Raw genomic sequence first — 13,880 nt, forward strand, 5'->3', positions numbered from 1 at the left:
TCGTATGCCTAGATCTCGATCGCGACTCAAGACCGCAGACCTCATCGGCCGGGTGGTGGTCGTGACCGGCGCGGGCAGCGGCATCGGCCGCGAAGTTGCGTTGTTGTGCGCGCAACGCGGCGCCTACCTGGCGCTGTGTGACATCAACGACGCCGGCATGGCCGACACCGCCGAGGCGGCCCGAGCCCGTGGCGCGCAGGTGCTGACCTCGCGGGTGGACGTATCCGACGCCGAGTCGATGACCCGCTTCGCGCAAGCCACGTTCGACGGGTTCGGCAGGGTGGACCTGTTGGTCAACAATGCCGGTGTTGGCTTGGTCGGCGGATTCCTCGATACCAGTGCCAAGGACTGGCAGTGGTTGATCGACATCAACATCATGGGAGTGGTACACGGCTGCAACGCCTTCCTGCCCACCATGATCGAGTCCGGGCACGGTGGCCACGTCGTCAACCTGTCCTCAGCCGCGGGCCTGCTGGCCAACCCACAGCTGACCGCTTACAGCGCCACGAAGTTCGCGGTACTCGGGTTGTCCGAAGCGCTGCGCATGGAACTGAAGGCCCACGGCATCGGTGTCACCGCCGTGTGCCCCGGCATCATCAACACCGCCATCACGCAGAACACCCCCATCCGCGGCGACGGCGACGGCGACGAGCGTCGCAAACGCCTCGCATCGTCCTACCAGAAGCGCGGGTACACGCCAGAGCGCGTCGCGCGCAACATTCTGCTCGCAGTCGACCGCAACCGCGCCGTGGCGCCTATCGCTGCCGAGGCGCACCTGATGTATGTGCTCTCCCGCGTCGCGCCGCCCCTGGCCCGGTGGATCGCAACTCGAATGGCCGAATTCTCCAAGTGAAGAAACATAGTTAAGGACGTGACATGCAATTGAAGGGTCGCAGCGCGCTGGTCACCGGCGCGACGGGAGGCATCGGTCGCGCCATCGCGCGCGAACTGGCCGCGCGGGGGTGTGACTTGACGGTCACGGGTCGGCGCGAGTTGGAGCTTCAGCGGCTGGTCGGCGAGCTCGGACCGGCCGCCCGAGGGTTGACCGCCGACCTCACCAACCTTGGCGAAGTGCGCGATCTGATGGATAGCGCGGGCGCGGTGGATGTGCTCGTCGCCAATGCCGGCATCGGTATCCCGCAGGATCTCGCGATGCTCAGCGACGACGAGATCGAGGAAGCGGTCCGCATCAATCTGTTGGCCCCCGCGGCGCTTGCGCGTGCAGCGGTGGCGCCGATGAAACAGCGCGGCCAGGGTCACATCGTCTTCATGTCGTCGGGGGCCGGACTCATTGCAACACCTGGAAACGGCACCATATATACGGCCACTAAATGGGGTCTGCGCGGGCTCGGGCTGGCCCTACGGCAGGAGCTGCACGGCACGGGTGTCGGCGTGTCCACGATCTTTCCCGGACCGATCCGAGACGCCGGGATGTTGGCGGACACCGGTGTTACCCTTCCCCGCGGATTCGGTACGAGTTCGCCCGAGGACGTCGCACGCGCGGTAGCCGAAGCCATCGAGCGAGACAAGCCGGAGACGACGGTCGCGTCGGCCGGCGTGCGTCTCCTCGTTGGGATTGCCGCTGTCGCACCGGTACTCATCGGTGAGCTCGCCCGGCTGGCCGGAGTGGGGCGCGTCCGAGATGCGATGCTCGGCCGCGTTTGACCGGAGCAAGCTGACGCTAGTTGGCCGGCCGCAGAGAGCCGACGTCGGTGAGGGCCGCCGCTCCTGAATCGGACGCCTCGGTGACGAGTTCGGCGAGGGTCAGCGCGACGCGCAGTTCGAGGGTGCGCTTGTCCAACGACCGTCCAAGCAGCTCTTCAGCTTGGCGGATCCGGTAGGCGACCGTGTTCTCGTGAATGTGCAGTCGCTTGGCCGTTCGGCCACGGCTGCAGTTCTCGTCGAGATAGGTGCGCAGCGTGGCCGCGAGCCGACGAGTGGTTTCGTCTGTCGACCCCAGTCGGCCGAGTTCGCGTTGCACGAACACGCGCGCCTGGTCGATATCGACGGTGGTGATGGCGCGCAGCGATACGGTGTCGTAGCGGGTGACACTACCGACCGGGCGGCCCACAAGCCGCGCGATTCGTTGCGCCTCAACCGCTTCCAGATAACTGGAGCGAAAGCCCGCGATGCCGCGCGCAGGCTCGCCGATCGCGACCCGCACCCCAGGTGCATTCGCCGTCCGAAACCGCAACTCGTCCAACACTTTCGACGGTATGTCACTGTGAGAGCTGATCCAGGCCGCGGCCGACAGTATCCCCATCGGGTGCACGAGGGGCTTCTGATTACCGATCGCGGCGGCGATATCGCGGATGGCCGCTTCAAGGACGGCTTGCGTGTTGCGCCCTTCTTCGTGGGACTCGAGCCAAGCGATGGCGGCGACGTGCACACGACGGACGTCGTGGCGAAGCCGCCGGCTGGCCACGTCGATATCGACGGGTTGTCCGGCCAGGATGGCGCCGACGGTCTCGGCCTGGCTGGCGGCCGCGCTGCGCAACCACCGGTCGCGTTCGGCGGTGTACACCTCCTCGACCTGACACAGCGCGGCGTCGACGTAGGCGAACATCCACGCCGAACACAATTCGGTCGCGAGGTTGAGTTCCGCGGCGTTGCGTGCGTGGGCTTCCAGGATCGCGTTGACGTGATGCGACGTCGCGGCGTGCCCCAGTCGATAGCTGCGCATCAGCGTGGTGAGCGGTATGCCGTGTTGTGCACCGTCCTGTGCGTAGGCCAAGGTCGGCGACTGCAGGCGTGCCGCGTGGATGGGGTCGGCTCCGGCCAGCAGCACCTCGGCAAAGTCGCAAATGCTGGCTTCGGTGCTCGCGCGGTTGACTTCGAGGGCCTCCTCGTTGACAAGCAGGTCGGGCAGCCGCTCGCTGGTGTATTCATTCACCGCGACCGAGATCTCACCGGCGCGTTCCGCGAGTTCTACGGCAGCGGGCCGCAGCACCGCCGCCCACACGCGCCGCTGGTCATCGCCCTGAGCGCCTGTCCAGGCCGGCTCCATGCACTGGACGGTATCGCCGCGCCGATCAGACGGTGGGCATATTGGACAAGGGGCGGGCACAACGTTGGCGCACACAGACAAGAGAAGGACGGCGTCGACGACGGACGATCTTCGCATGCGACAACTGACCAGCCTCGACGCCCAGTTCCTGGCCATGGAGAACGATCGGGTCCAGGGCCACGTCAGCGTGCTCGGCGTCTACGACTCCCACACGACCTCGGGCGAGCCGCTCGATGCGGAGCTCGTTCGCCGGGTCATCAGCGAACGCCTGCACCTGCTGCCGACCTTCCGCTGGCGGCTCGCGCAGGTGCCGTTCGATCTCGACTACCCGTACTGGGTCGACGACGGCACCTTCGACATCGAGTACCACGTCCGCGAGCTCGCCCTGCCCGCGCCGGGCGACCAGCGCCAGCTCGCCGAACAGGTAGCGCGCATCATCGGTCGGCAGCTCGACCGGGCGCGGCCGCTTTGGGAGGTGTACGTCATCCACGGACTCGCCGACGGCGGTGTGGCGGTGCTGACGAAGATGCATCACGCCGCGGTCGACGGGGTCTCCGGTGCCGAGGTCATGAGCATCCTGCTCGACGACACCACCGGCCGGGAGCCGGAACCGTCGACGAAGGTGGTCTCGGAGAACTACCCGTCGGAGCTCGAAATGCTCGGCCGCGGCCTGGCCGGTCTGATGAGCCAGCCGCTGCGGATCCTGCGCGCGGGCCCCACCGCCCTGCCGCATCTCGACGACGTCCCGACGATCCGCCACCTGCCCGGCGTGAAATCGATTGCGCGCGGCAGCCGCCTGGTCAAACGCGCCCTGAAGGCCGGTCGGGGTGGAGCGGCCTTGCGGGGCAGCGATGTCACCGCACCCCGGACCCGATTCCAGGCGCGCGTGTCGCCACACCGCCGCGTCGCGTTCGGCTCGGTGTCGCTGGCCGAGGTCAAGACCATCAAGAACACCCTCGGCTGCACCGTCAACGACGTCGTCCTGGCGATCTGCACCGCAGGGCTGCGCACCTGGCTCGACAAGCAAGGTGAGCTGCCCGGCGAGCCCCTCGCCAGCTTCATTCCGATGTCGGTGCGCACACCCGAGCAGAAGGGCACATTCGGCAACCGGGTCTCGGTCATGATCACCCAGCTGCCGACCGACGTCATCGACCCCGTGGAGCGGCTGCACCGAATCAACGAAACAATGAGCACCGCCAAGGAGCGTCACCGTGCGCTGCCGGCGTCGTTGCTGCAGGACGCCAACCACTTCATCCCGCCCGCCTTGTTCGCGCAGGCGGCGCGGGCCACCTCCCGGTTGGCGGGCGTGCGCGGACTGAATCAGCCGGCCAACGTGATGATCTCGAATGTCCCGGGACCGTCGACACCGCTGTATCTCGGCGGTGCCCGGCAACGCGCGCAGTTCCCGGTCTCCGGGGTGCTCGACGGGATCGGCATCAACATCACCGTGATGAGCTATCAGGAGTCGCTCGAGTTCGGCATCGTCGTCGACCGCGAACTCGTCGACGACCCGTGGCCGATCCTCGATGCCCTGCACGCCGGATTGGATGAACTGCGTAACGCCGCCCAGGCTGCAGCCATACCCGTGACCCCGATCCGCCGTAAGACCGCTCGCGTACGAAAGGCCAACTCATGAACATGTTCAGCAACAGCATGGACGATTACCCGCTCACCCTGACCAGCATCGTCGAGCGCGCCGAGCGGTTCCACGCCGACCAGGAAGTCGTCTCGCGTCGCCCGTCGGGAGCAGTCTCGCGCACCACCTTCGGCGAATGTGCTACCCGCGCAAGGCGTCTCGCCGGTGCGCTGAGCGCCCTGGGAGTACGCGAGGGCGATCCCGTGGCCACGCTGTTGTGGAACCAGAGCGAGCACCTGGAGCTGTACTTCGCCGTGCCCGCCATGGGCGCGGTCATCCACACGCTCAACCCGCGGTTGTTCCCCGACGAACTGGCCTTCATCGTCGACGACGCCAAAGACACCGTGATCGTCATCGACGAGTCGCTGCTGGAGGTGTTCGAAAGCTTCCGTGGCGGACGCGATTTCACCCACGTCATCGTGGTCACCCACGACAGAGAGGCGCCAGCGGGCACGCTGGACTACGAGTCGCTGATCGCCGGCGCCGAGCCAGTCACATGGCCCGCGCTTGACGAGCGTCACGCGGCAGCGATGTGTTACACCTCGGGCACGACAGGCCGGCCCAAAGGTGTGGTGTACTCCCACCGGGCCCTTGTCCTGCACTCACTCGTCGCGGCCCTGCCAGATCAGCTGGCGGTATCGGCAAGGGACACAGTCCTTCCCGTCGTACCGATGTTTCACGCCAACGCCTGGGGGCTGCCGTACGCCGCGGCCCTGGCCGGAGCGCGGCTGGTCCTGCCGGGGCCACGCCTGGACCCGGAAAGCGTGCTCAACCTGTGCGCCGACGAGCGGGTCACCATGACGGCGGGCGTGCCGACCGTATGGATGGGGATGCTCGCCGCGCTCGACGCCGAGCCGAGCAAGTGGGATCTGTCGGAGCTCAACAGGCTGATCGTGGGGGGCGCCGCCGTGCCGCGGTCGATGTTGGAAGGGTTCGATCGCCATGGGCTGACCGTCGTGCAGGCCTGGGGTATGACCGAGACCGCTCCGCTGGGCGCGGTCTGCCGGCTGCCCGCGCGCCTTTACGAGGGCGAGCGCGACGAGCAGTACGGCTTCCGCACCCGGCAGGGTGTCGCGACCCCGTTCTTCAACATCCGGGCTCGCGACGAGAACGGCGAGATCATCGCCTGGGACGACGCCGCGATGGGCGAACTCGAGGTGCGTGGCCCGTGGGTGGCGGCCAGCTACCACGGCGGTCGCGGTGCCGACAGTTTCACCGCCGACGGCTGGTTCAGAACCGGCGACGTGGTGCGCATCGATGCGCACGGTTGCATCCGGATCTGCGACCGCTCAAAGGATTTGGTGAAGTCCGGCGGCGAGTGGATCTCCTCGGTCGACTTGGAGAACCAGCTCATGTCGCATGCCGCCGTCGCGCAGGCCGCGGTGATCGCGGTGCCCGACGAGCGTTGGGGTGAGCGACCACTGGCCGTCGTGTCGCTGTGTGACGGTGCCGAGGCGACGCCCGACGAGTTACGCGAGCACCTCGCCCAAGAGTTCGCCAAGTGGCAATTGCCGGACCGCTTCGAGTTCATGGAAGCGCTTCCCTGCACCGCCACCGGCAAGTTCAAGAAATCCGAACTGCGAACCCAGTTCGCAACGCCCCTGAAAGGAAACCGAATATGAGTCGCTACGACATCACCAAGACCAACCGAGCCGTGGAGCGGTTGATCGAGACGACGGAGAACCCGCGTCATCTGTACATGCTGCACGCCTACAACCGGCACCGGTACCTGGAGATGGCCGGCCGCTACGAGGAGATCTTCGCGCCGGAGATGACGGTCGAGAAACCGGTCTACCACTTCAACATGCTCGGCAAGAGCATCACCGTGGAGGGCACCGAGGCGGTCAGGGGGCTGTACCACGCCTGGAAGGAGACCGCGCAGTGCGTCTTCTACTCCGACGACGAGAAGCTGGCCGTCAGCGACGACATGATCGTGTCGACGTCGTTCATCTACCAGCAGACGCCGGGCGTCATTCTCGCTGCCGAGGGGCTGCCGGTCGACCCCGACGCCACCTATCTGGTGAAGACCGCCGAGCACATGATCTGGCCGTACGACAACGGCCGGCTGGTCGGTGAAGACGTCTGGGAATACGACGAAACGGCGCGCGAGTTCATCCAGCTCGACCCGGCCGACGTCTTGACCGTTGAACAGTCCGCGAAACTGCTCGAGCCGCTGATAAAGCCTCTCCCCGAGCATAATCCGTTCCTCGCATGACACTCATGGGCCGACTGCGGCCCCTAGAGTGACAGGGCAGGCCAAACCGTTGAAAGGATCGAATCGGTCATGGGCGTAGACGACATCGTGTCCCCGAAACTGCCCGGCGGCGAAACGTTGCCGTTCGCACCCATCCCGTCGGCGAGTATCGCCGGGCGCACACTGCAGGAATCCACCTACGCCCAGCGGGTCATCCCGCCGCGGCTGCACGACGATGCGCCCAACATCGTCATTGTTCTGATCGACGACGCCGGTCCGGGCCTGCCAACCACGTTCGGCGGAGAGGTCCGCACCGAAACGATGGACCGCGTCTGCGCGCAGGGAGTCTCCTACAACCGGTTTCACACCACCGCGATGTGCTCACCGACGCGGGCGTCACTGCTGACCGGGCGCAACCACCACGAGATCGGCAACGGCCAGATCGCCGAGCTGGCCAACGACTGGGACGGCTACTCCGGCAAGATCCCGCGCAGCAGCGCGACCGTGGCCGAAGTTCTCAAGCAGTACGGCTACGCCACCTCAGCGTTCGGCAAGTGGCACAACACCCCCGCCGAGGAGACGACCGCAGCGGGCCCGTTCGAAAATTGGCCCACCGGGCTCGGATTCGAGTATTTCTACGGATTCCTCGCCGGCGAGGCGTCACAGTACGAGCCGCACCTGGTTCGCAACACCACCGTCGTCGCACCGCCCAAAACGCCCGAAGAGGGCTATCACCTATCCGAGGACCTCGCCGACGACGCCATCTCCTGGCTGCGAAGGCACAAGGCGTTCAACGCCGACAAGCCGTTTTTCATGTACTGGGCCAGCGGCTGTCTGCACGGCCCGCACCACATCATGAAGGAATGGGCCGACAAATACGCCGGCAAGTTCGACGACGGATGGGACGCCTACCGCGAACGCGTGTTCGCGCGAGCCAAAGAAAAGGGCTGGATTCCGCAAGACTGCGAACTCACCGAGCGCGACGAGACACTGGCGTCCTGGGACAGCATCCCCGAGGACGAGAAGCCCTTCCAGCGGCGCTTGATGGAGGTGGCCGCCGGCTACGCCGAGCACGTCGACGTCCAGGTCGGCCGGATCGCCGACGAACTCGACCAGCTCGGCTACGGAGACAACACCCTGTTCCTCTACATCTGGGGCGACAACGGATCCTCCGGCGAAGGGCAGAACGGGACGATCGCGGAACTGCTGGCACAGAACGGCATTCCCACCACCGTGCGCCAGCACATCGACGCCCTCGACGAACTCGGCGGCCTGGACGTGCTCGGCTCACCGCTGGTCGACAACCAGTATCACGCGGCGTGGGCGTGGGCGGGCAGCACACCCTACAAAGGCATGAAGCTGCTGGCATCCCACCTCGGCGGCACCCGAAACCCGATGGCGGTCAAGTGGCCCAAGAAGATTGGGCCCGACGCGGCGCCTCGTGATGTGTTCCTGCACTGCAACGACGTCGTGCCGACCATCTACGACATCCTCGGCATTGCGCCGCCGCGGGTGGTCAACGGCGAGCCGCAGATTCCGATCGCCGGTGCAAGCTTTGCTCGCACGCTGGTCGATCGCTCCGCCGACGGCGGGAAGAAAACACAGTACTTCGAGATCATGGGCAGCAGGGCCATCTACCACGACGGATGGCTGGCATCCGCGCGCGGCCCGCGACTGCCCTGGGTTACCGGCACACCCGAGGGCATCGAATCCTGGACACCCGACAACGACCAGTGGGAGCTCTACCACCTCGACGAAGACTGGTCGCAGGCAAAAGATCTCGCCGAGCAGCACCCCGAGAAGCTGCTGGAGATGCGCGAGATGTTCGCCATCGAGGCCGCCCGCAACTCAGTCCTGCCCGTCGGCGGCGGCCTATGGGTACCGGTCTATCACCCCGAACTGCGGATCGCACCGCCGTACCGCGAGTGGGAGTTCTCCGGCGACATGGTGCGAATGCCCGAATTCTGTGCACCGGCGCTGGGTAATAAGAACAACGTGGTAACCATCGACGCCGACATACCCGCCAACGCCAACGGGGTGCTGTATGCACTCGGGTCGGGCGCCGGTGGTTTGACGTGCTACCTCGACGAGGGCTACCTGTGCTACGAGTACAACCTGTTCATCTTGTGGCGCACCAAGATCCGCTCCGCTGACAAGCTGCCGCCAGGACGCGCCACGGTGACCGTGACCACCCGGTACGCCGAACAGCGGCCCGCCGGACCACTCGACATCACGCTCGCGGTCGCCGGTGAAACCGTGGCAACCGGGCAGGTGCCGGTCAGCGCGCCGTTGCTGTTCACCGCCAACGACTGCCTCGACATTGGCACCTGCCTGGGTTCCCCGGTGTCCCTGGACTACCGCGAACGTGCGCCATTCCCGTTCGAAGGCCGCATTCATCGCGTCCACGTCACCTACGGCTAAACCCGGCAGCCGGGCGTGTCCTATGCGGCAGGTTGGCTGCTCGCAACCAACCAGGAATCCGACAACCTAGAGGGAATCGCCGACCGACAGGTCACTGAGAACACCGAGGTGGGAGCAGTCAGGGTTCCGACAACCGACTGGCTTCGTAGGATGACGCCGCCAGGCTCTGCTGGCCGGCGATGGCGCCAGGCCCCCAGACGGTCGCCAACACCGATGCGGACAAGCGACTATTGTCGTATCACGTCTCGACTCGTCCAGTGAGGGCTCACTCATGCGCGCACCTGATGATCACGAATCGGCGGCGCACGGTGTTAGCGCGTCTGCCGATATGCCCGAATCCCGCGACGATTCCGGTCGCGTCGATCAAATCCGGAACCGGGTCCTCGATGGCGCCGAAGCGTGCCTGGCCCGTTATGGGCCCCAAAAAACAACAATCGACGACATCGCCAAGGCCGCGGGTATGTCGCGCGCGACGATCTATCGATACGTGGAGGGTGGCCGCGACGCGATCATCCTCGAGGTCCTGCTTCGCATCTGCATTCGGGAGATGGGCCGGCTGGTCGTCGAGCTGCCGCGCCAGCAGACGTCGATAGCGGGCCAGCTCACCGAGGGCATCGTGCAATGCCTCGGGCTCGCTGAGACCGACGAGCGACTCGCCTTGCTTTTCTCTCCCGAAGTCCTCGGGTTCGCCGGCGGGATCCGTGGCGCCGCCGACGCACTGATCGACGGCTTGGCCAAGATGCTGCAACCACTAGTCGAGACCGCGCGCCTTCGCGGCGAGGTTCGCCACGACCTCGGCGACCGCGACATAGCCCAGTTCGTCTGTCACCTCATGGTCGCATCGCTCGTGCTCCGGACCCGCCACACGCAGGGCGAGAACGAGTTGCGGTTGATGCTGCAGAACTTCCTGGTGCCCGGTCTCGCTCCTGGGCGTTAGCCCTTTTCGGCCGAGCGCAATCCACATCACGACTTTGTCGCGCCGCTTTTGGTGTCCGCTGCGAGCAGTATCCTCGCGTAAGCCATCGCAAGCAGACGACGTACGAGGCCTGGGCTCAGCCGTTGCAGGAGCGAGAGAGCCCTCACCATCGTCGAGTCGAGAATGATCGCTCGATTAGTAGCGACGCCTCTAAGAATGGCCCGCGCGCATTGTTCGGGACTGATGCCGACCCGGTTCGCGACGCGGGTGACCTTCTGGAAGTCCCAGTCGATGAGTTTCGCAGTCGTATAAATCGGCGTCCGGACACCACCAGGGCACACCACGCTCACCTTCACATGATGGCGCGCGGCTTCGATTCGTAGCGCGGTCGACAATCCGACCACGGCATGCTTGCTCGTCGTATAGGAGATGTATCCCGGCGTCGGAATCAGCCCGGATCCCGAGGCGACGTTGACGATGTGGCCGAAGCCTTGCTTCACCATGATCGGGTAGACCGCCCGCACGCCATGAATCACGCCGAACAGGTTGACATCGATCACGCTTCGCCAGTCTTCGTACGAGAACCGCCTAGCTTCTCCCGAGACGGCTATGCCGGCGTTGTTGAACAGGAAATCCACATGCCCGCGCCGGGATACGACGCACGTCACGAAGGCCTCGACTTGAGCTCGACCGGTTACGTCGACTTCGCAGGTGAAGGCACTGACCGCGTCGCCAAGCAGCGCCTTGGTCTCTTCGACCGACTTTCTATCGATGTCGCACAGGGCCAGCTCGCAGCCTTCCAACGCCAGCTTCTGGGCGAGCGCGCGGCCGATGCCCGAACCCGCGCCGGTGACGATGGCGACCTTCCCACGGAAGTCTCGCATTCTTGTCTCCTCTCGACAGACTTGACTCGTGGTGATACGTGAGACATGATTCGTCTGTCATCTCAACCATATGAGGGGGGCTGATGTCAACGCCAGACGGCAGCTGGAAGATCTTGGTCAAGACTCCACTGGGATCTCAGGCCGGCAGGTTGGACTTGGCCACTGAGGGCACAACGCTGTCAGGCAAGGCAACGATGCGCGACGGCGAACTCGACATCGTGAATGGCACCGCGGATGGCAATGACCTCAATTGGGAGATCAAGGTGAAGCGCCCGCTACCCATGACCGGACACTTCTCAGCCACGGTGGCTGGAGACAGGTTGTCCGGCAAGGCCAAGCTGGGGCCGATGGGTGAAGCCACGTTCGAGGGCTCGAGGATAACCGGCGACGACTAGCAATCCCCGGCCGGCGACGCTCGATTCCGCGGCCACGGAGACTCAGATGGCCCATGTGAATATCCGCTGCACCACGCCCGAGCACCGCCCTGCGCCTTGCCCATCCGGCTTTGGCCTCCAGGTTTTGCCAGCGCTGTGGAACGGCTCGGCTACTCCGCCATCTGACGCGACCAAGGCAATACCCCGCACCGATCACCATCAGTCGCGGCCGCTTGTCCTGGGCGACTGCTGCGGGCCTCCCCCGGGGGCAGTGCGCCGTTGGGCCGCCCTAGGTTGACTTCAACTGATACGTGAGACAGTATCCGTCTATCATCTCAAACATCACTCATCAGGAGGATCGAATGTCAACGCTGCAGAACAAGAAGGTGGCACTCGGCTTCTTCGAAGCCATTCTCTCCGGAGACAACGAGTCCGCCGCGTCGATGCTCACTGATGACTGCGAGTTCTTCTTCGCCGGAGATCTGCCGCTGAGTGGCCGCCACCCAGCTGCCGGGGGCTTGGCCATCTGGGGATCGATCACGGCTGCCATCGAGGGTGAGGCAACGTTCAACTTCGGCTTCGTGACCGCTGAAGAGGACCGGGTCGCAATAGAAGCGGAGAGCTTCGGATCCAGCGGCGACGTGAAATTCAACAACCAGTACCACTTCCTGGTCCGTGTGCGGGACGGGAAGATCTGCCAACTAAAGGAATACTTCGACACTCTCCACGTCTGGGAGATCGTCAATCCCATGTTCGAGGGCATGCCACGGGCGGCGCGCGCATCGAACCTCGACGAGATCAGCGGAAGCATCCGCCGGTGAGAAGCGTGGTGGGCGAAGACGAGAACAGGCGCACGCCACACGATGTCGTGGTCATCGGCGCCGGGTTCTCGGGCATCGGCGCCGGAATCCGATTGCGCAACGCGGGCATCGACGACTTCGTGATCATCGACAGCGCCGGCGATCTCGGCGGCACGTGGCGCGACAACCGGTACCCGGGCGTCGCCGTCGACGTGACGTCACTCAACTACTGCTTCTCGTGGGAACAGAACCCGCGGTGGTCGCGACTGTTCGCGCCCGGCGAGGAGCTGCTCGCCTACGCGCACCGTTGCGCAGACAAGTACCGTCTCCGACCGCACATGCGGTTCGACCACCATGTCGAACGGATGCGCTTTGACGGTCAATCCCATGAGTGGACGATCGACCTCACCGGCCGACCGCCCCTGCGGGCCCGGTTCGTGATCCTCGCCACTGGCGGACTCGTGCAACCCAAATCGCCCGACATCGCGGGTATCGACACATTCATGGGCAAGGTGATGCACACCGCCCGTTGGGACCATGACCATGATCTGGCCGGTCAGCGGGTGGCGGTCATCGGCACGGGCGCCTCCGCCGTACAGGTCGTCCCCTCGATCGCCGACGAGGTCGAACACCTCAGCGTGTTCCAGCGGACCCCGATCTGGATCGTGCCCAAGCCCGACGCCCGGATTCCAGCGTCGGTGCAACGCGCCTTCGAATCCATGCCGATCGCGCAGAAAACCCTGCGGGCGATCACCGCGGTGCTGACCCAGGCCGTCTTTCTCGGCAGCATCCTTTACTACCGCCAACTCCCTGGCCTCGCACGCGCCTTCGAACGGATCTGCCGCGCCCACCTTGCGCGACAGGTCGCCGACCCCACGCTCCGCGACGCCCTGACACCTACCTACTCGTTCGGATGTAAGCGCCCCAGCTTCTCCAATGACTACTGGCGGGCATTCAACCGCAGCAACGTCGACCTCGTCACTGCCCCGATCGAAACGATCACGCCGACCGGCATCCGCACCGTCGACGGCACCGAACGTGACATCGACCTGCTCGTCCTCGCGACCGGGTTCAAGGTGTTCGAACTCGGCAACCTGCCGCCGTTCGACGTCTACGGCCCGGACGGCACCGAACTCGGGCTTTTCTGGGACGAGCACCGATACCAGGCCTACGAAGGCACATCAGTTCCGCAGTTCCCCAACCTGTTTCACGTCATCGGCCCCTACGCCATGACGGGCTCGTCGTACTTCTCGATGATCGAGGCCATGACCCTGCATGCCGCGCGGTGCATCACCGAAGCCCGCCGCCGTGGCGCCACCTATGTCGCGGTACGTCAGGAGCCGCACGACGCGTACTTCGCCGAGGTTCAACGGCGACTACGCAATTCGGTGTTCGTCAACGGCGACTGCACCCGCTCGAACAGTTATTACTTCGACCGCCACGGCGACACCCCCTTGTTGCGGCCATCGACCGGGTGGGGCCTGTGGTGGCGACATCGGCGGTTCGACCTGGACAACTACGAATACCGAACCGCTGAGCCGGTATCAGCCTCCGCAACCGGATCGGCGCACGCTACCGCACGGTCGCCGCACGGAGACGACGTACACGCGTGACCGTCACCAACAACGACGGCGGACAATCAATGGAG

12 protein-coding genes are annotated in these 13,880 nt (G+C 65.3%); 10 read left to right on the forward strand and 2 right to left on the reverse strand.

Features of this window, described 5'->3' with window-relative positions; all coding sequences use genetic code 11:
- Positions 1-4: 4 nt before the first annotated feature.
- Positions 5-853, forward strand: coding sequence for an SDR family NAD(P)-dependent oxidoreductase (locus CWS39_RS12930; RefSeq protein WP_102143323.1), 849 nt, complete (start codon positions 5-7; stop codon positions 851-853).
- 23 nt (positions 854-876) lie between these two features.
- The gene (locus tag CWS39_RS12935) at positions 877-1,665 is read left to right on the forward strand and encodes an SDR family NAD(P)-dependent oxidoreductase (RefSeq protein WP_102143324.1); all 789 of its coding nucleotides are present in this window, start codon (positions 877-879) and stop codon (positions 1,663-1,665) included.
- A 16-nt stretch (positions 1,666-1,681) separates the two neighbouring features.
- Here the strand turns inward: CWS39_RS12935 and CWS39_RS12940 are convergent, their stop codons facing one another.
- Positions 1,682-3,007 carry a PucR family transcriptional regulator gene (locus tag CWS39_RS12940; protein ID WP_158240340.1) on the reverse strand — a complete coding sequence of 442 codons (1,326 nt, stop codon included), beginning with the start codon at positions 3,005-3,007 and terminating at the stop codon, positions 1,682-1,684.
- A 115-nt stretch (positions 3,008-3,122) separates the two neighbouring features.
- On the opposite strand from CWS39_RS12940, the gene CWS39_RS12945 reads away from it, so the two are divergent.
- The 5 genes from CWS39_RS12945 to CWS39_RS12965 all read left to right on the forward strand — a co-directional run bounded on the left by CWS39_RS12945 (position 3,123) and on the right by CWS39_RS12965 (position 10,195).
- Positions 3,123-4,643: a WS/DGAT/MGAT family O-acyltransferase gene (locus CWS39_RS12945; RefSeq protein WP_102143325.1), complete on the forward strand. Its 1,521-nt coding sequence runs from the start codon at positions 3,123-3,125 to the stop codon at positions 4,641-4,643.
- Complete coding sequence (locus CWS39_RS12950) at positions 4,640-6,265, forward strand: long-chain fatty acid--CoA ligase (protein WP_199178101.1); 1,626 nt, start codon at positions 4,640-4,642, stop codon at positions 6,263-6,265. Before CWS39_RS12945 ends, CWS39_RS12950 begins: the two co-directional genes overlap by 4 nt.
- A complete protein-coding gene (locus CWS39_RS12955; RefSeq protein ID WP_102143326.1) occupies positions 6,262-6,858 on the forward strand; it encodes a hypothetical protein in 597 nt (198 codons plus the stop codon). The genes CWS39_RS12950 and CWS39_RS12955 overlap by 4 nt, the downstream gene beginning before the upstream one ends.
- A gap of 69 nt (positions 6,859-6,927) precedes the next feature.
- Positions 6,928-9,258, forward strand: a complete 2,331-nt coding sequence (locus tag CWS39_RS12960; protein WP_102143327.1) for an arylsulfatase — start codon at positions 6,928-6,930, stop codon at positions 9,256-9,258.
- A 271-nt stretch (positions 9,259-9,529) separates the two neighbouring features.
- The gene (locus CWS39_RS12965; RefSeq protein ID WP_102143328.1) at positions 9,530-10,195 is read left to right on the forward strand and encodes a TetR/AcrR family transcriptional regulator; all 666 of its coding nucleotides are present in this window, start codon (positions 9,530-9,532) and stop codon (positions 10,193-10,195) included.
- 26 nt (positions 10,196-10,221) lie between these two features.
- Here CWS39_RS12965 and CWS39_RS12970 read toward each other — a convergent pair whose 3' ends face one another.
- The gene (locus CWS39_RS12970) at positions 10,222-11,058 is read right to left on the reverse strand and encodes an SDR family NAD(P)-dependent oxidoreductase (protein WP_102143329.1); all 837 of its coding nucleotides are present in this window, start codon (positions 11,056-11,058) and stop codon (positions 10,222-10,224) included.
- A gap of 83 nt (positions 11,059-11,141) precedes the next feature.
- On the opposite strand from CWS39_RS12970, the gene CWS39_RS12975 reads away from it, so the two are divergent.
- The 3 genes from CWS39_RS12975 (at position 11,142) to CWS39_RS12985 (ending at position 13,845) form a co-directional block, all read left to right on the forward strand.
- Complete coding sequence (locus tag CWS39_RS12975) at positions 11,142-11,453, forward strand: hypothetical protein (protein ID WP_102143330.1); 312 nt, start codon at positions 11,142-11,144, stop codon at positions 11,451-11,453.
- A 341-nt stretch (positions 11,454-11,794) separates the two neighbouring features.
- The gene (locus CWS39_RS12980) at positions 11,795-12,253 is read left to right on the forward strand and encodes a nuclear transport factor 2 family protein (protein ID WP_102143331.1); all 459 of its coding nucleotides are present in this window, start codon (positions 11,795-11,797) and stop codon (positions 12,251-12,253) included.
- On the forward strand, positions 12,250-13,845 hold the full coding sequence (locus CWS39_RS12985) for a flavin-containing monooxygenase (protein WP_233213491.1): 1,596 nt from the start codon (positions 12,250-12,252) through the stop codon (positions 13,843-13,845). Before CWS39_RS12980 ends, CWS39_RS12985 begins: the two co-directional genes overlap by 4 nt.
- The last annotated feature ends 35 nt before the right edge of the window (positions 13,846-13,880 follow it).

This window comes from Mycobacterium hubeiense, from assembly GCF_002838065.1.
Classification (GTDB): Bacteria; Actinomycetota; Actinomycetes; order Mycobacteriales; family Mycobacteriaceae; genus Mycobacterium; species Mycobacterium hubeiense.

Coding starts and splice junctions, on each gene's coding strand:
- CWS39_RS12930 (WP_102143323.1), top strand. CDS start 5: ATGCCTAGATCTCGATCGCGACTCAAGACCGCAGACCTCATCGGCCGG.
- CWS39_RS12935 (WP_102143324.1), top strand. CDS start 877: ATGCAATTGAAGGGTCGCAGCGCGCTGGTCACCGGCGCGACGGGAGGC.
- CWS39_RS12940 (WP_158240340.1), bottom strand. CDS start 3,007: ATGGAGCCGGCCTGGACAGGCGCTCAGGGCGATGACCAGCGGCGCGTG.
- CWS39_RS12945 (WP_102143325.1), top strand. CDS start 3,123: ATGCGACAACTGACCAGCCTCGACGCCCAGTTCCTGGCCATGGAGAAC.
- CWS39_RS12950 (WP_199178101.1), top strand. CDS start 4,640: ATGAACATGTTCAGCAACAGCATGGACGATTACCCGCTCACCCTGACC.
- CWS39_RS12955 (WP_102143326.1), top strand. CDS start 6,262: ATGAGTCGCTACGACATCACCAAGACCAACCGAGCCGTGGAGCGGTTG.
- CWS39_RS12960 (WP_102143327.1), top strand. CDS start 6,928: ATGGGCGTAGACGACATCGTGTCCCCGAAACTGCCCGGCGGCGAAACG.
- CWS39_RS12965 (WP_102143328.1), top strand. CDS start 9,530: ATGCGCGCACCTGATGATCACGAATCGGCGGCGCACGGTGTTAGCGCG.
- CWS39_RS12970 (WP_102143329.1), bottom strand. CDS start 11,058: ATGCGAGACTTCCGTGGGAAGGTCGCCATCGTCACCGGCGCGGGTTCG.
- CWS39_RS12975 (WP_102143330.1), top strand. CDS start 11,142: ATGTCAACGCCAGACGGCAGCTGGAAGATCTTGGTCAAGACTCCACTG.
- CWS39_RS12980 (WP_102143331.1), top strand. CDS start 11,795: ATGTCAACGCTGCAGAACAAGAAGGTGGCACTCGGCTTCTTCGAAGCC.